This window comes from Ancylomarina longa (assembly GCF_003996985.1).
GTDB classification, from domain to species: domain Bacteria; phylum Bacteroidota; class Bacteroidia; order Bacteroidales; family Marinifilaceae; genus Ancylomarina_A; species Ancylomarina_A longa.
The window spans coordinates 1-24149 of sequence record NZ_RJJX01000022.1 but is presented as its reverse complement, the minus strand read 5'-3'; the positions used below and the strand labels follow the sequence as shown (position 1 = coordinate 24149).

16 protein-coding genes are annotated in these 24149 nt (G+C 35.9%); 2 read left to right on the top strand and 14 right to left on the bottom strand.

All coding sequences use genetic code 11. The features are described 5' to 3' along the window. Window positions 1-43: 43 nt before the first annotated feature. The 7 genes from DLK05_RS13305 to DLK05_RS13275 form a co-directional block, all read right to left on the bottom strand. Window positions 44-1159, bottom strand: a complete 1116-nt coding sequence (locus tag DLK05_RS13305) for an SDR family oxidoreductase (RefSeq protein ID WP_127344499.1) — start codon at window positions 1157-1159, stop codon at window positions 44-46. Window positions 1160-1236: 77 nt separating this feature from the next. Next, the gene (locus DLK05_RS13300; RefSeq protein ID WP_127344498.1) at window positions 1237-1911 is read right to left on the bottom strand and encodes a diacylglycerol/polyprenol kinase family protein; all 675 of its coding nucleotides are present in this window, start codon (window positions 1909-1911) and stop codon (window positions 1237-1239) included. A gap of 14 nt (window positions 1912-1925) precedes the next feature. Continuing rightward, window positions 1926-2651, bottom strand: coding sequence for a phosphatidate cytidylyltransferase (locus DLK05_RS13295; RefSeq protein ID WP_127344497.1), 726 nt, complete (start codon window positions 2649-2651; stop codon window positions 1926-1928). Between the two features lie 10 nt (window positions 2652-2661). Next, window positions 2662-3459, bottom strand: a complete 798-nt coding sequence (locus tag DLK05_RS13290; protein WP_127344496.1) for a sulfite exporter TauE/SafE family protein — start codon at window positions 3457-3459, stop codon at window positions 2662-2664. Window positions 3460-3511: 52 nt separating this feature from the next. Continuing rightward, on the bottom strand, window positions 3512-4273 hold the full coding sequence (locus tag DLK05_RS13285; RefSeq protein WP_209319879.1) for an outer membrane lipoprotein-sorting protein: 762 nt from the start codon (window positions 4271-4273) through the stop codon (window positions 3512-3514). A gap of 136 nt (window positions 4274-4409) precedes the next feature. After that, complete coding sequence (locus DLK05_RS13280; protein ID WP_235832006.1) at window positions 4410-6665, bottom strand: efflux RND transporter permease subunit; 2256 nt, start codon at window positions 6663-6665, stop codon at window positions 4410-4412. A 187-nt stretch (window positions 6666-6852) separates the two neighbouring features. Beyond that, window positions 6853-9477: a valine--tRNA ligase gene (locus tag DLK05_RS13275; RefSeq protein ID WP_127344494.1), complete on the bottom strand. Its 2625-nt coding sequence runs from the start codon at window positions 9475-9477 to the stop codon at window positions 6853-6855. Window positions 9478-9979: 502 nt separating this feature from the next. Here DLK05_RS13275 and DLK05_RS13270 point away from each other — a divergent pair. Beyond that, window positions 9980-11179: a pyridoxal phosphate-dependent aminotransferase gene (locus tag DLK05_RS13270; RefSeq protein ID WP_127344493.1), complete on the top strand. Its 1200-nt coding sequence runs from the start codon at window positions 9980-9982 to the stop codon at window positions 11177-11179. 102 nt (window positions 11180-11281) lie between these two features. Here the strand turns inward: DLK05_RS13270 and DLK05_RS13265 are convergent, their stop codons facing one another. From DLK05_RS13265 to DLK05_RS13235, 7 genes are all read right to left on the bottom strand, one after another. Continuing rightward, window positions 11282-13309 (bottom strand): kojibiose hydrolase, encoded by a 2028-nt coding sequence (locus tag DLK05_RS13265; protein WP_127344492.1) that lies wholly within the window; start codon window positions 13307-13309, stop codon window positions 11282-11284. 223 nt (window positions 13310-13532) lie between these two features. After that, a complete protein-coding gene (locus DLK05_RS13260; protein WP_235832005.1) occupies window positions 13533-15077 on the bottom strand; it encodes a RagB/SusD family nutrient uptake outer membrane protein in 1545 nt (514 codons plus the stop codon). 22 nt (window positions 15078-15099) lie between these two features. Further along, window positions 15100-18408: a TonB-dependent receptor gene (locus DLK05_RS13255; RefSeq protein ID WP_127344490.1), complete on the bottom strand. Its 3309-nt coding sequence runs from the start codon at window positions 18406-18408 to the stop codon at window positions 15100-15102. Window positions 18409-18514: 106 nt separating this feature from the next. Next, the gene (locus DLK05_RS13250) at window positions 18515-19717 is read right to left on the bottom strand and encodes a FecR family protein (RefSeq protein WP_127344489.1); all 1203 of its coding nucleotides are present in this window, start codon (window positions 19715-19717) and stop codon (window positions 18515-18517) included. A 138-nt stretch (window positions 19718-19855) separates the two neighbouring features. Continuing rightward, a complete protein-coding gene (locus tag DLK05_RS13245; RefSeq protein WP_127344488.1) occupies window positions 19856-20404 on the bottom strand; it encodes an RNA polymerase sigma factor in 549 nt (182 codons plus the stop codon). Window positions 20405-20515: 111 nt separating this feature from the next. Beyond that, on the bottom strand, window positions 20516-21097 hold the full coding sequence (locus DLK05_RS13240) for a thioredoxin family protein (protein WP_127344487.1): 582 nt from the start codon (window positions 21095-21097) through the stop codon (window positions 20516-20518). A gap of 138 nt (window positions 21098-21235) precedes the next feature. Next, complete coding sequence (locus DLK05_RS13235; RefSeq protein ID WP_127344486.1) at window positions 21236-22441, bottom strand: exo-beta-N-acetylmuramidase NamZ family protein; 1206 nt, start codon at window positions 22439-22441, stop codon at window positions 21236-21238. A gap of 64 nt (window positions 22442-22505) precedes the next feature. Here DLK05_RS13235 and DLK05_RS13230 point away from each other — a divergent pair, with 64 nt between their 5' ends. Then, on the top strand, window positions 22506-23750 hold the full coding sequence (locus DLK05_RS13230) for an ABC transporter permease (RefSeq protein ID WP_127344485.1): 1245 nt from the start codon (window positions 22506-22508) through the stop codon (window positions 23748-23750). Window positions 23751-24149 lie beyond the last annotated feature (399 nt).

Sequence of the window (24149 nt, the reverse complement as noted above, 5' to 3'; positions counted from 1 at the left end):
AGTTTAACAATTAGGAATACTTAATCTTTAGGATCCCAATCTATTAACAAGCACGAGTATAAAGGCTATTACCTTTTTTATCATCAAGATCATCCAGAAAATATTTAAGCATTTTGTAAATTGCATGCTCATTGGTCTCATAACAACTACAAGCCAAAACCAATTTATCTAAATTTTTAGTATCGAATTGTAGATTTGTTTCCACATAACTTCCAGTGAAGGACATTCCAATGGATATAATTCTCTCTACAGCACTCATGTCTACCTTTTTAATCGATTTTGTAGGAATTAGATTAACAGGTAATAATTTACATAAACTATTAATAATATGAATATTCTTTACTGAGTTCTTAGCAATGAAATTCATAATTATAGGTATTTCCTGAATTTCAACAGTGCGCATAAGATAACTTACTACTGTGTCAATAGGAATCAGGTTTTGCGTTGCTTCAGGATTAACCTTAACCCTTGCAGTCAAATTTGGATTTCGGTAAGCTAAACTTTGAACTCTTTTAGCAAAATCAAAAATACCATAATCTGTTTTAGTTACTCCGGATTTGTTATTTCCTACAACCTGAGATAATCTTATAACATGGAGATCAAGATCATTTTCCTCCATCTTTTCTTTCAACAAATTTTCAGCAAATCGTTTCGATTGTTCGTAATAGTTTCGGAATTTCGAAATATCCTCTCTTTCGTAAAATTCTTCTTTAAAAATACCTTTTATTTTTCCACAAGAATATGCGGTACTGATAAATAAGAATCGCGAAGCTTCATTTGAATATTTAGTGAAAATATTGACAGAATTCTCAACACCTTTAATGTTTGTTTCAAAAATCTCTTCTTTAGATTTATAATCATATTTTAAACTAGCAGCGAAATGATAATAATCCACATCGCAAGAAAATAGTTCTTTAAGCACTTCTTCAGATAATCCAAAATTATCATCAAGCAAAGAATATGTATACACTTTAAAATTTTCAGGCATTATAAATTCACCATCATGGACATCAGACAGAACAGTTTGCATTCTTTCCGTAGAAGAACACTTTTTGCTTTCTCTTACCAAAGCAATAACCTCATAGTTCCGATTGAGCAATTCATGAATAAAATTAGAAGCAACATATCCATTAGCCCCATTAATGATAATTCTCTTCATATTCTTGTATTGTTTACGTCCTCTTTATTAAGAGGACGTGTAATTTATAGATTAATTTATTCTGTGTTAATATTATGCTACAAAAACAGCACTAGGATTAACACCACACTCAAAGGTATAGTTAAATTATCAGATCCTCTCCAACTTATTAATTCAGCCAAAGTACTAATCAATGCTATCGAAAAAGCAAGCCAAAATGTTTTTAAATCGAACAATTCCCTATTAAAATAAAGTGCTATTATACTGATAACAAAACTTGTAAGAAGGAATGCTCCCGACCCAAGCCATGTCTTATTAAATTTATATCCAAACAGATTTATCCTACCATTAAATTTTTCAATATTCATTCCCAAAATAGCAGCCATTGGATCACAAATAGCCAAAATCAACATGGGAAGAATATACAGAATTTTGCTATTGAGCTCGCAAGATATTAAAAAAGTTAGATATATAGATAATGGGAGTAAATAACTTCCTATCGATTTTCTATCGATATCGTGAATCGATTTTAGCTGCTTACTATATTGTGTAATAAAAAGCACCGCGAAAAAGAGCAAGGCCAAAACCAAAATATACCAATGCGATGGGAATATATAAGGAAATGGCACGGTTGCCAGTGTTGCAGCAAAATGGGCAAATTTTCGGGTAAATTCTCCCTTAATTTTAAATCTTCGGTAATTCAATTCGTTAAAGGCCAACAGCAAGACAATACCAACCAAATAGACAAACGATAGTACAATAATATTATTCATTTTCAAACAGTTAATTAGCTCAATAAATAGATATAGAAAGCACTCCAGGCTCCACCAGCAATCAGACTATCGAAACGGTCGAGAAACCCACCATGTCCGGGAATCCAATTGCTAAAATCTTTCACATTGTATCTTCTTTTATAATAAGACGCAGCCAAATCTCCTAAAAAGGCAAAGACAACAACTCCAAATGCTAACAAAACAGTGTGTAAACTTTTCCCTTGATATAAATCGCCCAACAAAAAAGAGCTTGATACTGCAAAAAGAGTACCTCCCACTAATCCACCCAGTGTTTTATTGGGGCTAATATTGGGTACTATTTTTCTTTTCCCAAACAGTTGTCCACTAATCTGACTAAAACTATCGAATATGGAAAGGATTAGAAAAACGAAAAGGATGTTTTCCCATTGTAGTGTACTAAACACCAAAAAACCGCTTGCGGCTATTGCAAACAACACAATAGATACAACGAAAAAACCATTTTGTTTAAATTCATTGAACTTTCGAAGTTTAATCAGTTCAATGGTGGATATAAAAATAATTGCTCCCGATAAAAATCTGAACAATTCTGGTTTTAGAACAATACTAAAAAAAAGGATATGAATGATAAAAAAATAGGATACAAACTTGGTATAACTCTTTTTTGCGATTTCCCACTCACGCTTGCGGTTGATCAAATAAAAACCAATACCGCCCAAAACAAAATAGCTAAGTATTATAGAATAAATAATCTGAACCATACAATTTAAGTTAGCCAAGAATCATAGCAACTCCAATTCCTACAATTACAAGGGCATAAATATATTTTATTTTACTTTCCGATTTTCCAATTTTTGTTTTCGCCAAAAGCACTGGACCTAAAAATGCACCAAGTACCGATCCCGAACTTAAAAAAGCCACGAGAGTCAAATCGATTTTTCCAATAAAGAAATGAGCTCCAACAGCAACCAAGGTATTAATTAGCACCACCAAAAGCGAAGTGCCTACCACTTTTTTCACCGAAAGTTTCATACTGAACAAACCAGCCAAAATAGGTGCAGTTCCACTTGTACCAAAACTCCCTGTTATCATTCCTGCTGATAAGCCAAAAACCGAAGCTTTAAGTCTTTCCTGCAGTCCTATTCTTTTATTTTCATTAATCGTGTCTTTATCTATATTCCGATTTCGAATACTTCCAATCAGCATATTCGCCGCAATAAGAATGGAATATATTCCAAAACTTACTTTTAATTGTTCGGCACTAACCGAACTAGACAGAGTGGCACCCAAAATAGCGCCTATAATTCCGGCAACAGAAAAAACCATTCCCATGCGGGTATTCACATTTCCTTTCTGATAATGTCCGCTTGTACCCACCAATGCTATTGGCAAAGTAGCAACCAAGGACGTAATGACAGCTGTTTGAGCAGGAACCCCGAAGACCAGAGTTAGCAAGGGTAGAAAGAAAAAACCACCCCCCCCTCCGAGCATGGTTCCAAACAAACCAACAATGAAACCCGCCAAAGGTAATAAAAAATAAAAAGTCTCTACCGATGAATGAAAAATCATACAAATTAAATGTTTACGGCTGGCAAAAGGCCGCAAATTGATTATTTTATAGTTAAGAATCTTTTCTTTGTAATTGAAACTTGTTGGGATCTGCTTTGTTAAAATATTCCACTTTTCGAACCTCCATATTCGAACTTTTCCCAGTTCGTAAATTCCTTACCTCTATGTACTTTGGATATATTTTCCCATTACTGTTCGCCACATCCATATAATCAATCATATTGGTAACACTTACCATCCTTTCTTTTACATCAAATTTTTCTACCCGCAACAGCTCTTTTTTGTTAGTCGAAACATAAACAAGACGGAAATATTTTTCGTCGGTTTTTTCCACCTTAATACAGTAGCACAAAACACCATCAATCTCCTTATTGGATAAAAGGGTAAAGCTGTAATCCTCTTCGGCTCCGGGATCGAACTGCGCAATTGGAATCTCACTTCCCATAATCTTCAAATTTCGATTACTGGCACGAAATTTCTGAATCTTTCCACTTGCCGGCATGTAAATCTCGATAATGCCCTTTTTATCAACATATCGGGTAGTCAGAATTTTGGTTCCCTTTACTTTTTCGGGTGCCAAAATCTCAACCATCACCTTTTTCTCCTGATTAATCTTGGCAAATGCAACCGATAAGGACTTGCTTTTACTGTTTCCTTTGGCATCAAAAGTCTGTAAATCGAGCAACAGATGCACATTCTGAAAGCTTAATTTTTGTTTCGATTGCTCGAACAACTCCTTGGCTCCTTCATTTTCTTTGGCCATAAGCGATCCAAAACAAAACACTAATGCCATTAGGAATAATATCTTTTTCACGTGTTTAATCATTTTCTTGTATTTACCAGATAGAACTCTATCTGAATTTTCATCCTGAATCTGTGAGTCGTTTCCAACTCAAATTCATTTCAATTTATACCGACATGCCTTTTATCCAGACATGGAGATTTACTTTTTATTTGTCCGACTCCAAAAAACGAGGTCGGGTAGACTGAATGATTGCCGGAATCAGCAACAAGGCACAAATCAGACAGGCAAAAATGGATACCACAACCAGCACGCCAAAAAATCGTAATGGCGCAAAACTTGAAAAAATCAGAATGGAGAAACCCACAATCACCGAAAAAGCATTGAAAACAATTCCTCTTCCGGCAGTTTTCAAAGTATTTTCAATTGCCAAATTACGATTTCCACTATCCTGATATTCAACTTTATATCTCCATAAAAAATGTATGGTATAATCTACACCCACACCAATCATGATTGAAGATAACATCGCCGTAACAATATCCAGCGGAATGTGTAAAAATCCCATCAGTCCAAACAAAAACAAGCACGACAATACCAATGGAATACTGCCTTTAATTCCTGCCATTACTGATTTAAATATCAGCGCAAGCAATACAAAGATAATAAGCAAAGCCATAATTAACGATTTAATTTGCCCTTGAATAACCATATCGGCAATTTGAATTTTAGATAATCCCGAACCGGCAATGCAAACCAAATTCGGATCGCCGGCCGTGATTTTCTTGAGGGCAGAGAGTATGGATTTCATACTTCGATTACTTCCATCCTTCATGCTCACTAAAATTCTAGTATTCTGGTAATTGTAATCGATCAGCTGCGACACTTGTCCATCTTCGCCACTCATAGCAAGCAACTCAAGGTACTGAATTGCCTCATCTTCGGAAGCCGGCAAAGCGTTATAAGCTGCCTCATCAGGCTTGTACATGCCTTTGCTCATTTCTTTAAAAAATATGCTTGGCGATATAATATGTCCTATTTTGGGAACAGATTTTATCTGATTAGTATAAGCATCGATTCGCGATAATAACTCGGGCGACAACACATCTCCACGAAACAAGATGGAAACATACTGCGATCCTCCAAACTGATTATTTACCAAATCGATTCCCTTTTTAATATCCGATTTCCCAATGAAATAACTCTCTACATTGGTATCTACTTTTAAGAAAAATAGTCCAACAACACTTATCAAACCAACTCCTACAAAACTAAGAATTACCCTTTTGGGATAAACATTTACCCAATGTGCGAATGACTGTAGCAAATTCGACATGAAGAATTTTTTCTGAACTTTACCCAATCGCTTTTGACTGGGAAATTTGTAAAAGCTCAGCAACACAGGAACCAAAAACAGACTCATTAGAAGAGCCAAAGCGATACCTGCCGCAGCCAAAACACCCAACTGGGCTGCAGGCGGCATTTTGTGCGATAGCAATCCTAATATCCCACCAATGGTGGTAAGTGCAGTAATAAAAATAGGTTTTCGTAACTCCCAATAAATTTCTACAGCAATTAATTTCATATTCCGATGTGTACCCCTTTCGCATTTCTCTTGGTACAAATTGATGAGATGAATACTGTAATCATTAGCGATAGCAATAAGCATAATAGGTAATAGGATGGTAATCAGCGAAATCTCCCAACCTAGTATTGCCATTAAGCCAAAGGATATGATTATAGACAAAATCACAACTAAAAATGGCAAAAGTACGCCTTTCCACTCCCTAAATGCAAAATAGAGCATCAAAAGCATCAGAATTAATGCTCCTGGCAAAAGCACCATCAAATCTTTTTTGATATAGGATTTGATAGAGTAGCGAACATACGATAAGCCCCCAACATAAATTTTATCTCTTCCGGGATGATTCTGAATGACCTGCTCGATTTCGGGGATAAGCACATTATCCTCAACATCGGCTGATTTGGTAAGAATAATCGCCATGGATTTTGAATCGGCCGAAAGGAAACGCTCTCCCATTTTATTGCCCAAGATCCTCTTTTCCAAGGCTGTTCTTTCCGCATCTTCTTCCGGTACCTCATCAATTATCGGCTGAAACTCGGTAAATCCATCAACCAATTTAATATCTACCACATCGAGCAGAGACATACATCGCTCTATGCCTTCCTGATTTTTAAGATCATCCGTTAAAGCTTTCAATCTGTTAAAACTCTCGGGGTTCACTATTGGCATATCGCTATTCATAATGAGTAGGAGTTTTTCGTTGCCCCCAAAAATACTGTCGAGCTTTTTCAGATTGGCTCTGTTTCCAACCTCTTTCGGTATATAATCGTTAAAACTTGGGTTGATGTGTAACTTAGAATATTGACTAAATGATAGAACCGTTAGTAAAACTACGCTTATAATCAACAGCCAGCTGTATTTATGAATTAGTTTATTCACAGATTTATCGGTATGAATTTGAACTTTTAGTAATTTAGAAAACAGCCTACAAACTTATAGAATTTTTACCAAGCACAAAAACCATAAATTAAGAATTCTTAAGACTTTTAAATTTGAATAAGCATGTAAAAAAAATGCCGCCCCAAAAAGGAACGGCATTCATATCATCTGCGATCATCGGCGTTTTCTATTTCATACTGGCAATGCGATCTTCCAAAACTTTAATTTTAGCTTCGGCATCGGCCATTTTCTTTTTCTCCATTTCAACTACTTTGGCAGGAGCGTTGTTTACAAAGCGTTCGTTGCTCATTTTTTTCTGAACAGAGATCAGGAAGCCTTTGGTATATTTCAACTCCTCCTCCATCTTCTTCAACTCTTCCTCAACATCAACCAAATCGCCAAGCGGAATAAAGTATTCCACAGCCTTCACGATAAAGGACATGGCACCGCTCATTTCGCCGTTGGCAACAGAAATCTCGTTCAGGTTACACATTTTTGCGATAACCGAATCGAAAGCCGTATCGTAATTATCATCTTTCAAACGATAATTCATCGCCAAAGCATCTTTAAATGCGATATTTTTCTGCTTACGGATATTACGAACTGCAACAATCACCTCTTTTACCTGCTCGAATTTCTCAAGCAAAGCAGCATCGTAAGCTTCAGGCTTAGGCATCACCGAAATCATGATACTTTCCTCCTCCTTACGATCGGCAAGCAAATGCCAGATTTCCTCGGTTAAGAAAGGCATGAAAGGGTGCAACAACTGCATCAGTTTTTCGAACAAACCTACAGTAGCCTCAAAAGTTTTCTTATCGATTGGCTGCTGATAGGCAGGTTTCACCATCTCCAGATACCAGGAGGAGAACTCATCACGGAATAAAGTATAAACCGTCATCAATGCTTCGCTGATACGATATTGTTTGAACTGCTCCTCTAACTGCTCCATGGTGCTGTTCAGGCGAGCATGGAAAACTTCCGTTGCCAAACGCGCTGCTTCCGGCTGATCGATATCTGCCACTTCCCAACCTTTAACCAATCGGAATGCATTCCAGATTTTAGTGGTGAAGTTACGACCTTGCTCTGGCAAACCTTCATCGAATAAAAGATCGCCACCGGCAGGAGAACAAAGCAACATACCCACACGAACGCCATCTGCTCCGTACTTGGCAATCAAATCTAAAGGATCGGGTGAATTACCCAATGATTTAGACATTTTTCTGCGCTGTGCATCGCGAACAATACCAGTCAAGTACACATTGCTAAATGGCTTTTCGCCTCTGTACTCATATCCCGACATTACCATACGAGCAATCCAGAAAAACAGAATATCAGGACCCGAAACCAAATCGTTGCTTGGATAATAGTATTTAATTTCTTCGTTTTCCGGATTACGAATACCATCGAATACGGAAATAGGCCACAACCAGGAAGAGAACCAGGTATCCAAAACATCTTCCTCCTGACGTAAGTCTTCCGCCTTGTATTCTTTTCCGGTTTTTGCTTTTGCTTCAACAACAGCTTCTGCCACAGTTTTAGCAACTACATATCCGCCTTCGGGCAAATAGAAAACAGGAATACGTTGTCCCCACCATAACTGACGGGAGATACACCAATCCTTCACATTCTCCATCCAGTGACGGTAAGTATTCTTGAATTTTGCAGGATGCAATTGAATTTCATCATTCATTACATGCTCCAAGGCAGGAGCAGCCAATTCTTTCATTTTCATGAACCACTGCATGCTCAGTTTCGGCTCGATTACAGCATCGGTTCTTTCCGAAAAACCAACCTTATTCACGTAATCTTCAATCTTCACCAAATTACCGGCCTGCTCTAAATCGGGAACAATAAGGTCGCGCACTTCGAAACGATCCTTACCAATATACAATTGGGCAGCTTCGCTCATCGTACCGTTATCATTAAAGATATCGATAGTTTCCAGATTGTGCTTATCGCCAATCTCGTAGTCATGGATATCGTGAGCCGGAGTAATCTTCAGCGCACCTGTACCAAATTCCATATCCACATATTCATCCTGAATAATAGGAATAGAACGATTTACCAAGGGCACAATACAACGCTTGCCTTTTAAATGGGTAAAACGCTCATCTTTTGGATTGACACAAACAGCAGAGTCGCCCAAAATTGTTTCGGGACGAGTAGTTGCAATAGTTACATACTCATCATCCGATCCTTCAATTTTATATCTTAAATAGTAAAGCTTCGATTGCAGCTCCTTATAAATTACCTCTTCATCGGAAACAGCAGTTTGTGCAGCAGGATCCCAGTTCACCATGCGAACACCACGGTAAATCTTATCCTTTTTATATAAATCGATAAATACATCAATTACCGATTCGTACAAAGACTCGTCCATGGTAAAAGAGGTACGTTCCCAATCGCAGGAAGCTCCTAATTTCTTTAATTGCTCGAGGATGATTCCGCCATGCTTTTCTTTCCACTCCCAGGCATGTTTCATGAATTCCTCGCGAGTGATATCCGTTTTAGCAATACCTTCCTGCTTCAACTTATTCACCACTTTTGCTTCGGTAGCAATAGAAGCGTGGTCGGTTCCCGGCACCCAACAGACATTCTTACCCTGCAATCTGGCTCTGCGAACCAATACATCTTGTATGGTATTGTTCAGCATATGCCCCATATGTAATACTCCGGTAACATTTGGTGGAGGTATCACAATAGTATACGGCTCTCTCTCGTCTGGTACCGAGTGGAAGAATCCTTTATCCATCCAATACTTATACCATTTATCCTCAGATTCAACAGGGTTGTACTTTGTTGGGATTTCCATGTGTTTCACTATATTTTAGTAATAAAAAAGTATGCTAGAAAGTTAATTGTCTTGCAGATCATAGCACTTTTACTCCATCCGATTCCGAATTTCATCAGTAAATAAGAAAGCAAGGCAATTGGTACGCACAAAAAATTTGGCTCAAAATTAAGAAATTCTGATCGATTAATCCCCACTGAAACACAACAATCTACCCGAAAGCAATTCGGGAAAATGGAAATTTGACCTAAAGGCAATAATAAGATGATCTGAGTATATATTTCTTCTTTTTTCAAACCAGAGCTTTACCTCTAGATGTCAGTTTCTTAGATCGAGATAGAAAAGCACTTAAAATCATTTTTTTTAGATCGAATTTTATCTATTTTTGGCGCTATAGTAATGCCAATACGGAGGATGTTAAAGCCTATAATAAATACAGGAAACCTCCTCCTGAAAAACATGAGAATTATTGCTGTACAGAAAAAATAATTACAATTGAAATAACATCTTAAACAACTAACAAATGCCACAATTATCAGATAAAGGAAGATTAATGCCGGAATCGCCTATTCGTAAATTGGTTCCCTATGCAGAAGTTGCTAAAGCAAAAGGCAGAACGGTATATCATTTAAATATTGGTCAACCTGATATCAAAACTCCTGAGGTTGCAATGGAAGCCATTCGTAATTGTCAGGAAAAAGTAATAGAATACAGTCATTCTGCAGGTAATATTTCCTACCGAAAAAAATTAGCGAAGATGTATCAGAACATCGGGATTGATGTAAATGAGGAGGAAATGCTTATCACAACAGGAGGATCGGAAGCCATCACCTTTGCATTGATGACTTGTTTGAATCCTGGTGATGAAGTTATCATTCCGGAACCCTTTTACGCAAACTACAATGGTTTTGCTGTGGCTGCCGGAGTAAATGTTGTACCTGTAACTTCGAGCATTGAAAACGACTTTGCTTTACCAGCAATTGAGGAATTTGAGAAATTGATAGGACCAAAGACTAAGGCAGTTGTCATTTGTAATCCAAACAACCCAACTGGTTATTTGTATTCTAAAGAAGAATTAAACCAATTGCGGGAATTGATTCTGAAGCATGATTTATTCCTGTTTTCGGATGAAGTTTACCGTGAATTCTGTTATGGAGGAGAAGAGCATTTCTCAGCGATGAATTTAGAAGGCATGGACCAGCATGTTATCATGATGGATTCCGTATCGAAACGATACAGCGAATGTGGTGTTCGTATTGGAGCTTTGATTACCAAAAATAAAGAGGTAATAAAAACAGCTTTGAAATTTGCCCAAGCCCGACTATGTCCTCCAGCTTTTGGACAGATTGCTGCCGAAGCATCTTTGGAAACTCCTAAAGAATATTTCGAAGAAGTTTACAATGAATATATTGCCCGCCGTGATTTTGTAGTAGCAGCTTTAAATGAAATGGATGGCGTTTATTGTCCCACTCCAAAAGGAGCATTTTACACCGTAGTAAAACTTCCTATTGATGATGCAGATAAATTTGCTCAGTGGATTTTGGAAGATTTTGAATACAACAACCAAACGGTAATGGTTGCTCCGGCTACCGGATTTTATGCCACCAAGGGATTGGGAAAAAATGAAGTTCGTATCGCCTATGTATTAAAAAAGGAAGATCTTGCCAAAGCGATGGTAGCGCTTGCCGAAGCCTTGAAAGTTTATCCTGGCAGAACACGATAAAAAAGATTTCGCATTGATCAAAAACAGATCAACAAACTATAAAGAAGAGGCGCCATACGATTTTGGCGCCTCTTGTTCTACTATGGAACTTATTTAAGTGGCTTATTCCACCACAAAAATCTCATTGTTTATACCAATTCCTTTGATGGTGAGCTTTTTCCATTCCTTGGGAAGACATGGATTTTCTTGTACTATACCATTTTCTGTAATTCGCAATCCTCCGAATCCGAACAATACAGCTTGCAACATCCCTCCTGCTCCTGTGGCAAAATAGGGATTATTGCTATTGGCAGATTCAGACAAAACTCCAAAAGGAGGTCTTCTATTTGGCACATAACCTTGTTTAAATAATCGAAATGCTTCCTTAGCGTATCCAAGCCGTGCATTAATAACAGATAGAACAGCATGAGCCATTGCAGGGCATTCTTTAGATATCTTCGGTTCGTAATAATTCAATTCCTTCCGAACCAAATCTTCCTTAGTTGTTATTGCCAATGGATAGGTGAGTAAATTCACATCAGCCTGCTTGATAATTTCTCCCTTATAATTTGCATGTTCTTTCATTACTCCATTGGCGAAATAATGAAATTTAATATTATCGGAAACCTTCATCCATTGTTCATTAGGTACTATTTCCAGCTCTTGTGCAGCCTTTGTAGCATACTTCAGAACCACTTTCACCGAACCATTGGTAAATGCATTATCATCTACATTTGGAGCAAATTCATCGGCACCCACCACATTGATAATACTGAAAGTTCCATCTTCATTTTCTCTTACCCTGCTAATCCAAAAGTCGGCTACTTCTTTTAAAACGGGGAAACCAGTTAATTTAAGCCATGTTTTATCTCCGGTTGTAAGAAAATAATTCCAGAAAGCTATGCCTACATCTGCGGTAATGTGTTGCTCAAAGGTTCCTGTCAATGCCCAGGTTGGAGTAGCCTCTTCGCCAGTATCATCCGATTCCCAGGGAAACATAGCTCCTTTGAATCCATAGTTTGCAGCTTTCTCCTTTGCTTTTTCTAATCTATCAAAGCGATAATCCAATAAGGTTTTAGCAATATCCTGATCGAAAGCTAATAATGGAGGATACATCCAAATCTCCGAATCCCAGAAAATGTGTCCATTATATCCCTTATGAGAAGATAGTCCCATTGGAGAAATGCTTAAGCGTGTATTTTTTCTAGAGAAGGAAAACAGAGAATACAATGCCATTCTCACGTCGCGCTGGGATTCCATATCCCCCTCAATGATAATATCGTTTTCCCATATTTTTGCCCATAATTTTTTGTGCTGATTCAGTAAATCATCAATGTTTTGTCTCAAGGCATAAATAGCAAATCTCTCCGATTCGCTCTTGGGATCATTAAAATCTCCACTGGTACATTCTGCTCCTACTAAGGCACAACGAAATTTATTCTGCTTTTTCAGGATTTTGGAAAAGCCAATCATAGGACGATTCCCCGACATGTTGTAGACCTTATATTCTGGTTTTTCATCATCAAACAAGAATACATTGGAAGCAGCAAGCTCATGTTTTTTAAATCTGCTTTTGGCTGTTGTTTGAAAAATGGGCATTTCAATTTCGCCATCTTTTAAAATATTAAAGTTGGTTTTAGCTTCTTTCAGTTCTTCGGGAATTCCCATATGATTGAAAACTTCTAACTTAATATCTTTCAAAGGTTCAACATTAAGGATTACCATAGCAGCATAAGGTAGGTTTCGCATCGCTAGTATGGTATAATTAATATTGGCTTTGTTTTTAAAGCTAAAAGAAGTGGTAATACTCGCTTCTTTCATATTCAGATCCTGACTCCAATTACTAATATTTTCGTTGGTAACTTTTTCACCATCTATGTGAAGTTCTAAATTGGTGAAGATTATACCTTGCAGCATTTGACTTACTCCACCTTCAAATTCCTTATCATATACACCATTGATTACAATTTCTTTCGTATTAAAGATCTTTTGATCAGTGACTATACCAATACGACCATTGGCTAAGGTAACACCATTATAATTCTCCTTTGATTCTGTATAAATATGCCAGCCGGAATTTTTATATCCATTTCCCATCAGCAAATTGCTGCACAACATGAACAGCATGGATAAAAATATACTTGTTTTCATCATATAAATTCTTTATTCTGGTTTGTTTTATGGTTGTTGGAGGATTATCTCCTTTTGAGTTATTCTTAAGATTCAGCGAATCTCAATTGGTGCAGTTGATTCTCTAAATGTTAGAGTAAGAATTAGGAAATTAATAATTTAAATTCCGAAGTACAGAAGAACAAATAATACCGGGCTATGCTTAAGGCAGCATAGCCCGGATTATCAACTAACTAATTCCTATCTAGTAAGAAGGATTTTGTGTTAAATTTTCATTTACATCCACAGCTGAAGTTGGCAATGGGAATAATTCTTTTGCGGCATCGGTAACTGGTTTTTCCTGCCATGCTTCGGTAAACTTACCAAAACGCACTAAATCCTGGCGTCTTAAACCTTCCCAATACAACTCATAACCACGTTCTTTCAAAATATCATCCAAAGTGATTGATGATAATAGTGGAAGCGTTTTACCAGCAGCACTTCTTCTTGCGCGAATATAGTTTACATCAGCTAATGCGCCAGCAGCATCTCCATTACGAAGTTTTGCTTCTGCACGAATTAAATAGATATCTGAAATACGCATAATTGGCACATCATTAGGAGAAGAAAACTGACGTTCGGTATCTGGGTTTGGAGCAAACTTATTTACACGAATTCCTGCATTTTCCGGAGAACTCTGTAAATTCACTTCCGGTACAAAAATTAAAGGATCTCCATTTCTTTGCTCAAGAGCTTCCCCTGTTATGCCATATTGTTGTCCTGACATAAAACCTTGGTTAAATCCCAGTTCACCAATATTTCTGTCATCATAAAATCTTCCGTCATTTACTTTATCCCATGTATCGAAGAATGTTTTAGTAGTGGAAGGACCATTCCATAAACTAGTGAGATTCCCGACAGTTTGACTGTAATGAAGGGTAAAATTAGCCCATACACTACCACTACCCATATCCACATTATCATCCATAGGAACACGTAAAATAAACTCGTCATTATCTTCCACAAACTTTTGGAACATTTCCCAATAATCATTTGTGACAGCATAAATACCCGAATTAATAAGATCATCGCAATACTGAATGGTTTCAGTCCACTTAGGTTCACCAGTATAAACTTCATAATTCAAATAAAGTTTAGCTAACAATGCCTGAGCTGCTCCTTTAGTTACACGGTCTGATCCAACTTCACCTTTCTCTTTAAGATTTGGAAGAACAGCTTTTACTTCTGAGATAATAAAATCAGTAGCTTCTTTCCGATTCATAACTGTTGGAGAAGTAGAAAAATCAAGTTCATCGGCATCACGGTAGGGAACCTGGCCAAACAAATCGTCAATTAAATACATATAATAAGCACGTAAAAAACGAGCTTCATTAATATCTAATTCTGTTGTTGCAGTTTGGTCGAATTGACCAATGTAGTGAATTGCAGTATTTGAGCGAGAAACTCCCTGATTTAGAGCATCCCAAACATTTTTCAATCTAATGTGATCTGAATTCCATGATTGGAGATGTAATTCTTGCCAAGCACCATTATCATACCAGTCTGTTCCACGTGTAGGAATAATAACTTCATCCGTAGAAACCTCTTGAAGTGCCCAGTAATCGTACCACTCAATAGTTCTACGCAAACTGGCATAAGGAGGATTAATTAAGGATTCAATATTATCTGGGTTATTAACTAAATCACCACCCAGCTGCTCATCAAGCACGTTTTCTTTCAAATCAGTACATGATGATGTACTAATTAAACTAAAAACGGCTAGGTATAAAATATATTTATATCGTTTCATTTTCATTCGATTTTATTAGTAATTAAAATTGAAGATTCACTCCGAAAGTAAAGGTCCGTGCTTTAGGATAAGATGTAAAGTCCATTCCCAAAGAAGGAACTCCATTCTCACCAGCATCACTACTTACTTCAGGATCATAACCTGAATAATCAGTAAAAAGAAGCAGATTGTCACCAGTAATATAAATTCTGGCTTTTTCCAACCAACTAATTTTCTTGGCATTAAAAGTATAGCCAATTGTTACATTAGATAATCTCAAGAAAGAAGCATCTTCAATAAATCGAGATGAATATGCATTTGAGTTTCCAGGATCTTCGTTGGAAGTAGAAACGCTTTTAATAACATTACTTCCCTTCTCCAGAGCACCTTTTACAAAAAGTGCATTAGCAGTATTGTTATACACCTTATTACCATGAGATCCATACCAGAACATACTAAAATCGAAATTCTTATAGGTCAAACCAGAGGTGAAACTATAGGTAAAGTCTGGTAAAGCTGAACCAAGGTTTTCCTTTACTTGATTTCCGTCAGCATCTGTCTTATAAGTGCTAATTCCATTTTGATCGAGACCTTGATAAACCAATCCATAGAAAGTTCCAATAGGTTGGTTATTAGTGATAATTTGAACACGAGTACCAGACAAACCTTGTCCACTTGCATTACCTGTTTCTATCAATTTTACTGGTAGATTTTTCACATTATTATCTACATATGCGAAGTTGATTCCTAAATTCCAGGATAAATCCTTAGTTTCAACAAGCAAACCGTTAAGACCCAATTCAAAACCTTTATTAATAATTTCAAGATTTGGAACATTCTGCCATTGAGTTTGTGCTGCAGCAGGAGCCTTAGCAGGAACCTCTAACAAAACATCCTTGGTTTTCTTGTTGTAAAGATCAATTGATCCACTTAAGCGATTGTTGAAAAATCCGAAATCAACACCAAAGTTAGTTTGATAAGTTGTTTCCCATTGAATATCAGGATTTGGAGTTCTTAAGAAGGTAATTCCTGGAGTTAAGGTTCCATTAGAATATCCATTTGCAGAAGGAGTAGTACCTACAGCAAGTAAAGAAATCTTATTAGGTATTTCCTGATTACCAGTTATACCCCAGCCCAATCTGAATTTCAAATTACTCAAGGCATCAATATTTTTGAAAAATTCTTCATCAGAAGCTTTCCATGCAAAAGCAGCAGAAGGGAAAAATCCATATTTTTTAGACTCTCCAAATTTTGAAGAACCGTCTGCTCTACCGGTGAAAGTAAATAAATATTTATCACGAAAAGTGTAATTTATTCTACCAAAGAAAGATTGCAATTCATTCTCAATTGCATAGGAATCAACATTTGCAGATGAGAAATTACCATACTGAAGATTATTGGTATATTTAACATCATCAACAAGAAAACCGTTTACATTGGTACTGTGACCACTAACGTTAAATCTCTGGTAAGAATGTCCCAATAGGAAATTAAAATGATTATCCTCGTTTAAATCTACCATATAGGTTAGATAATTTTCCATCAACTGGTTTGTTGCTGTAATATTATTGATATCAGCCTCGCCGTCATTTACTAAATAACTCAATTCTTTATCCTGATTAACTCTTCTTTCGGCATTAGTTTGATCCACACCTAAATTAATCTTATACTTCAAGTTTTTAATAATTTCGTATTCTGCAGACATATTGGCTAATACGCGATCGGTTTTGGTAATGTCGTTAACCAAATTAAGCATTGCTACCGGGTTACGCTGATCTTTATCATGCTGATAGTAGGATCCATCCGGATTATAGATAGGATAGGTTGGATTCAATTTTAATGCAGTAAGAAGCAAGTCTCCTTCGAAACCACCAGTCTCAGAAATAGGAGCACGGAAGTCTTCAACATGAGAAGCTATCAAGCTACCGTTAATCTTCAATTTACCATTGAAAGCTTTTTGAGAAACTTTTATCTTACCATTAATCTTTTCCATTCCAGTAGTCTTCACGATACCTTCCTGATCAAGATATCCAAGAGAAGCACGGAAAGTGGTATTCTCATTTCCACCACCATAAGACAAGTTATGATTATGTGTGATTCCTGTACGGTAAATTTCATCCTGCCAATCATTACTTGCACCTAAATCCAGTAATGAAGTTCCATCAGCTTTTTTATAAGCACGAAATTCACTTGGAGTTAAAAGATCCAATTTTTCTCTAATTGAAGACACACCCACATATCCATTGTAGGATAATTTAGCCATTCCTTTTTTACCTCTTCTTGTAGTAATAATAACCACACCATTAGCACCTCTTGCACCATAAATTGCTGTTGATGAAGCATCTTTCAAAATATCAATAGACTCGATATCATCAGGATTTAAGAAACTAATTGGATTTTTATTACCAGATTGGTTAATACCAGCAGCAGTTCCTCCATTCGGAGTTATATCGGCATTATCCAAAGGAATTCCATCAATAACATATAATGGAGTTTGTCCGGATCGAATAGAGTTGGATCCGCGAATTCTTACAGATACTCCTCCTCCCGGTTCACCATTATTATTTGTAATGTTCACACCAGAAACACGTCCTTGCATCATTGCCAAAGGGTCAGAAGCAACACCCTTATTCATATTATCCTGAGTAAGACGATTGGTTGCACCAGTCGCATCTTCTTTTCTTTGGTAACCGTAACCAATTGCTACGATTTCACCTAGTCCAATAGTTGCATCCTGTAAAACAACATCCACAACAATTTTCCCATCTAATTTGATTTCCTGAGACTTCATTCCCACAAAAGAAAATACAAGAATCTGTCCAGATCCGGGAACATCAAGCGTGTAATTACCGTCAATATCAGTTGTAACACCAATTGTTGTTCCTTTTACAATGACAGATACGCCAGGCAATGGCACACCAGACTTGTCCTTAACAGAGCCTTTAATCATTGTTTGTTGCTGAACAGCATTTCCTTCAGTCTTAACATCGGAAGCTGTAGAAAGCACCACTGTTTTATCAACAATCTTATAATTAAGGTCTCTTCCCTTAACACACTCATCCATAACTTCCGTTAGACTAGCATCATTCACGTGAATACTCACATTTTCTTTGCTATTAATTTCTTCGGAGTTATAAACAAAGTTATAACCACTAACTTCATGTACTTCGTTAAACACATTGGATAAAGAAGCATCTTCAAAGTTTAAATCCATTCGGACATCCTGTGCATTAACTTTTGCAGAAAGCTGAAATACACTTAACAAGACGATAACCCATGTCAACTTCATTGTAAGTAGAATTTTTTTCCACCTTCCCCAATGAAAGGTTTCATTACTCCATGATTTTTTCATAGTTTTAAACTGTTAGATTAATAATTAATTATTTACCTGCATGAGTGCAAATCATAGCAGGTATCTTGATTAATGACCGGGAAATGTTGGTGCATTTTCCGGTTTTTTATTTAACTGCTTTTCTCACATACACAACATTCCCTTTTTGACTGAAAGAAAAATCACCTGTTAATTCCAGGATTTTAATAACAGAATCAAAATCATCATATTTTTTAATTTCACCGGTGAATTTTAAATTCTGAAGGTCAGTATTCTCAAACATAGCCATACAGCCATACCATCTGTCTAATTTTCGCATAATACTTAATAAATCTTCATCTTTGAAAATGAAAACGCCATCTTTCCATGCTGCATAAATAGAAGCATCTACTTTTTTAATATTACTTGTTTTTTGTGCTTTATTGAATGATAGTTGTTGATTTGACAGTAGAATGTTCTTTTCGGATTCTCCATTTTTGTTAGATGTTGTCATCTCAACTTTTCCTTCTAATAGAGTTGTTTCAACATTGGATTCATTGTTATAAGACATCACATTGAATTTCGTGCCTAGAACTTTAACTTGTAGTCCATCCTGCAGCACAACAACAAAAGGTTTTTGAGGATTTCTTGCTACTTCGAAATAAGCCTCTCCAGTAAGATAAACTTTTCGTTCATTTTTAAGAAATTGTATCGGATAACGTAATGAGGAAGAAGAATTCATCCATATTCTGGTTCCATCACTAAGGCTCATATTATATTCGCCCTGTTTCGGTACTACCAATGTATTGAATGACTCCACTTTGAATTGAGCCGTATCTTGAGCAGAATAAGACGTCTTATAAATTAGTTGATTGCCTCTATTTTCAGCCATGACTTTGGAATCCAGATGAATTGATTGTTCTTTCTTTACTCCTAATTCAACACTTGAGCCATCCGAGAGCATTAACATTGCCTTTGAGCTTCCCGGTTCAATTTGCGTAGCATATTTTCTATTCGTATCCCCAAGGTAATCATTTACAGCCCAAAAGGCAATTATTGGCAATACTATAATGGCTGCATACTTCAAAAGTCCAATTAGTATTCGTCTTGATTTTCTTGAATCTATTTCACGATTCACTTTTTGCAAGGCAGGTTTAGAACGAAATCGTTTGAGTAGTTTTATCCCGGAATCAATATTTTCTTCTTGTCTCAATTTATCCAACAACAACTGGTTATTACTATTCTCTTCTAACCAAACATTAAGCTCTAACTCCTCCTCAATGCTTAAATCCCCCGTTTTATCTTTGAAGATTAATTCTCCTATCCTATATTGCTTGTTAAGATTTCTCATTTTTTTCCTATTACTATATATATAACACAGATTGATGCCTAAGGGGGGAGTGAAATTTCATCTTTTTTAGAAAAAAATGATTTTCAGATTCAATATTAAAGAAATTTGACAGGATAAGATGTTCCAAAAATTGGTAAATCAACCTAAAAGCAGAGCTACCACCAACACCTCGAAACCATTTCTTATAGATCTATAGGCAAGCTTCTTATGGCTTTTAACGGTACTGATTTCGATACCGAGTTCGTCCGCTATTTCGCGCTGCGTTAGTCCTTGCATCGATAACCGAAGAACTTGCTGTGTTTTAGGAGGTAAGGTTTGAATAAACTGATTTAATTTAGAATAATACTCTTCTTCAATAACTTTTTCGAGAAAAAAGTCTTCTGAAATTATTTTCTCATAATCTTTTTTATCGAGAAGATAGGTGTATTTATTATCACGAATATGGTTAAGACATTTATTACGAACTACAATATGTAGAAAGCTTTTCACAGCACCAATGTGATCAAATGATGCCCTTTTCTCCCACAGCTTTACAAAGGCTTCTTGAACAAAATCCTCAATTTGGGCATTATCAGATAAAAAATGGGAAGCAAAAGAACAGATATTGGAATAATTTTCTTTGAATAATAGATTAAAAGCAATTCTATTGCCTTTGTTAAATTCTTTTATCCTTTCAATATCCTTCATATCAATTGGTAAAGATTGCAAAATTCCAACAGAAAACCAATCTCAGTAATCCGAAACGAATGCCAAAATTTTTGAAGCAACAATAAATTTAGAAATAGTAATTAGCAAGGTTTATACCAAATCGCATGCATCGGCTGGCATCCAATGTTTTTCCTTACCCTCCCATTTTACATTACACCCAATTGGGTTCGTAAGTGGTACCGAAATGCTTTTACCAGATAGATATTCATCAATAGCCCTTTCCAGATCACGTGTTTTTGCTTTAGATGTATTCCTTGGATTATCAACAGCTCTTCCTGTATAAATCAATTTTCTTTCCTTGTTAAACAAATAAAAATGAGGAGTACGAAGCGCACCATAACTCATTGCCACCTGCTGTGATTCGTCATGCAAATATACCCAGGGAAAATCATTCTCCTCCATTCTTCTAACCATATGATTATAATCATCTTCTTCATAGGTATTCGCAGAATTAGAATTGATTCCTACAAATTCAACCCCATTGGGAATATAGGTATCTGCTATTGAACGTGTATTTTCATCTGATCCTATCACATAAGGACAATGGTTACAGGTGAAAAATACAACCAATAATTTTGAAGAATTAAAATCTGTTAATTTATATCTAATTCCATCTGTTGCAATCAAATCGAATTGTGGTGCATGATCGCCAATTTTTAAGGTAAAAGCCATTTTAATAATTTTTTGTTGACACCATTAAATTTACCTAATAATCCGCGAAGTTCTAAATTAATGGCGCTCTTTTATCATTCAGGTATTCCATAAATTAAACTTCAATCCTTCTATTTCGCTGTAAAATCCTATAGAGTTTCAATCTGTGTAATCGGGATAAATCAAATATTTCTTTCTAATATTTTTAAAAGCTTGAATATCCTTTTGCCAATTCTTTCTTATTCCTTCTTCGGATAAACCAGATTCAATCTGCTCTCTCAATTTTTCCGTACCTGCCAAATTTTTAAAGAAAGCATTAAAAAATTTCGTTTTGTCACCCAAATGTCGATAGGCATCAATTAGATAAGTTATATTGATTTCCTTCCTTTTTCGTAAGTGTTTTAAGTTAATACTCCTCAAATCCTTTCCATAGCATTTCTGCTTTTCAAATTTTGGATATTTACTTACACCAGAAATACTTCTTGGTTGATAGCTAAAATCTCCCTTTTTCATTAATGGATGACCATAGCATTGAAATGGAAAATCTGTACCTCTTCCTACGCTCACCACAGTACCTTCGAAAAAGCAAAGAGATGGATATAGGGCAACAGCTAGCGAGTTTGGCAAATTTGGCGATGGCTTTACAGGAAGAGAATAAATTGAATCCCTACTCCAGTTTATACATGGAATCACGGTCAGCGAGCAATGAATGCCACTTCTTAACCATCCTTCTCCGTTAATCATCTTGGCATATTCTCCAATCGTCATCCCATAAACAACCGGAACGGGATGCATGCCTACAAAAGAGCGGTATCTTTTTTCCAATACAGGCCCATCAATATAATATGCATTTGGGTTGGGTCGGTCGAGTACTATTAATGGGATATTTTCCTCCGCACAGATCTCCATCACATAATGCAGAGTTGAAATGTAAGTATAAAAACGGACTCCTACATCTTGCAAATCAAACACGATAACATCAATTCCTTTGATATCTGTGACTGATGGCTTGTAATGTTTCCCGTATAAGGACACAATTGGCAATCCTGTCTTCTTATCTTTATAGTTCTTGAATTTTTCACCGGCATCCGCATCACCACGAAAACCATGTTCGGGACTAAAAAATTTTTTAATAAGAATTCCCCTACCTAATAAAAAGTCAACCAAATGCTCATTGCCAATTCGTGATGCTTGATTTGCTACAACAGCAACATTTTTATTCTCTAAAGATTTAATATATTCTAAGGTATTGTCGGCTCCACAAATAACAGCTTGCTTTTTTTGCTGACCACAAGCAAGCAATTCAAAGATTAATATAAAGCAGATATTCAGCACAGAATATTTTATCCACAGACTCATTTTCATAAATTTACTCTTTAATAAACCTGAAATTACTACTTTTGTGTTAATCTCACTAAAAAAGATCAATTTGAATTTCGAATTATTTATAGCAAAAAAAATTTCCGGTAAATCAAGTGGTGAAAAAAAAATATCGTCTCCTATAATTAGTATCGCCCAAATTAGTATTGCACTCGGTCTTTGTATTATGATATTATCTGTTGCTATAGTAACCGGATTTAAATCAGAGATTACAAATAAGATTACAGGCTTTGGAGCTCATATTCAAATTACGAATTACGATAACAATTCTTCATTTGAAACTCAACCAATTAATAAAAATCAAATTCCTAAAAAGCAAATAGCCCAAATTCAGGGAATTTCTCACATTCAAACCTTTGCTACCAAACCAGGCATTCTAAAAACAAAGTCGGAGATACAAGGAATTGTACTAAATGGAATTGGCTTAAAATACGATTGGCAATTTCTCGAAAAACACCTGATTGACGGAAAAATATTTCATCTAACAGATAGTATAAAAAGTAATGATATACTGATTTCCCAAAAGCTTTCTAAACTTTTAAAATTAAAGGTCGGGGATAAATTATCCGTTTATTTTATACAACAGCCCCCAAGAATGAGAAGATTTAAGATCTCCGGAATTTACAAAACCGGCATGGATGAATTTGACAAGCTTTACCTTTTCTGTGATATCCGCCATATCCAAAAATTAAATAATTGGACAGAAAGCCAAGTAAGCGGTTATGAAATATTCATCAATGATTTTGATAATTTAAATGATATAGAAGCCAATGTAAAAGCAATCACTGCCAGTTCTTTCTCAAAAGATGGATCAACTTTAAAAGTTCGAAGTATTTCAAAAAAATATCCACAAATATTCAGTTGGTTAGGAATGTTAGATATTAATGTTTGGATAATTTTAGGATTAATGATATTGGTTGCAGGTTTTAATATGATATCAGGTCTGTTGATTATTATCTTAGAGAAAACACGTACAATTGGAATATTAAAAGCTTTAGGTACGCCAAACTGGTCTATTCGCAAGATCTTTTTATATCAATCTGCTATATTAATCGGAAAAGGAATGTTTTGGGGAAATCTCATAGGCATTGCAATTTGCCTTATCCAATATCACTTCAAGTTAATTCCCCTTGATCCGACCAGTTATTACGTCGACACAGTTCCAATTAATCTAAGACTTATTCCTATTCTACTGCTGAATATAGGAAGTTTACTGGCTACAGTTTCTATGTTATTATTTCCTTCCTATCTAATTACGAGAATCAAACCATCTAAAGCAATTCAGTTTGATTGATTTTAAAAGTTATTACTAAAGAATAATTGCTGAATCATAAGCATCTCAGAATAGAATACCAATTGAAAATACAAGGATCAATCTTCTTTGCATCCATTTTAATTCTGATTAAAGCTGAATTCATTATTCCGCATTTAGGAATAATCATGCATAGGAATCACAAAAACAGCTTAGGAGAGTCACCATTCCGTACGGAATAGTGACTCTCCTAAAATAGAAATCATTATAGCATTCCACTTGATGAACATTATTTAGTCAAACCTTAAAAACATATCATAGTATTGATAACCAATCAGTAAACATTTTTATTGTATATCTAAATTTGCAAGCAAATGTGTATCTTAGTTAAAAAGCTTGCAGATATGGTTGGAAAACAGAACAAAACACCTCAGTTAAGTA

What these genes read in the sequence shown, in the direction of transcription:
- DLK05_RS13305 (WP_127344499.1), bottom strand. Translation starts at nt 1,159, where the DNA reads ATGAAGAGAATTATCATTAATGGGGCTAATGGATATGTTGCTTCTAAT.
- DLK05_RS13300 (WP_127344498.1), bottom strand. Translation starts at nt 1,911, where the DNA reads ATGAATAATATTATTGTACTATCGTTTGTCTATTTGGTTGGTATTGTC.
- DLK05_RS13295 (WP_127344497.1), bottom strand. Translation starts at nt 2,651, where the DNA reads ATGGTTCAGATTATTTATTCTATAATACTTAGCTATTTTGTTTTGGGC.
- DLK05_RS13290 (WP_127344496.1), bottom strand. Translation starts at nt 3,459, where the DNA reads ATGATTTTTCATTCATCGGTAGAGACTTTTTATTTTTTATTACCTTTG.
- DLK05_RS13275 (WP_127344494.1), bottom strand. Translation starts at nt 9,477, where the DNA reads ATGGAAATCCCAACAAAGTACAACCCTGTTGAATCTGAGGATAAATGG.
- DLK05_RS13270 (WP_127344493.1), top strand. Translation starts at nt 9,980, where the DNA reads ATGCCACAATTATCAGATAAAGGAAGATTAATGCCGGAATCGCCTATT.
- DLK05_RS13265 (WP_127344492.1), bottom strand. Translation starts at nt 13,309, where the DNA reads ATGAAAACAAGTATATTTTTATCCATGCTGTTCATGTTGTGCAGCAAT.
- DLK05_RS13260 (WP_235832005.1), bottom strand. Translation starts at nt 15,077, where the DNA reads ATGAAACGATATAAATATATTTTATACCTAGCCGTTTTTAGTTTAATT.
- DLK05_RS13255 (WP_127344490.1), bottom strand. Translation starts at nt 18,408, where the DNA reads ATGAAAAAATCATGGAGTAATGAAACCTTTCATTGGGGAAGGTGGAAA.
- DLK05_RS13250 (WP_127344489.1), bottom strand. Translation starts at nt 19,717, where the DNA reads ATGAGAAATCTTAACAAGCAATATAGGATAGGAGAATTAATCTTCAAA.
- DLK05_RS13245 (WP_127344488.1), bottom strand. Translation starts at nt 20,404, where the DNA reads ATGAAGGATATTGAAAGGATAAAAGAATTTAACAAAGGCAATAGAATT.
- DLK05_RS13240 (WP_127344487.1), bottom strand. Translation starts at nt 21,097, where the DNA reads ATGGCTTTTACCTTAAAAATTGGCGATCATGCACCACAATTCGATTTG.
- DLK05_RS13235 (WP_127344486.1), bottom strand. Translation starts at nt 22,441, where the DNA reads ATGAAAATGAGTCTGTGGATAAAATATTCTGTGCTGAATATCTGCTTT.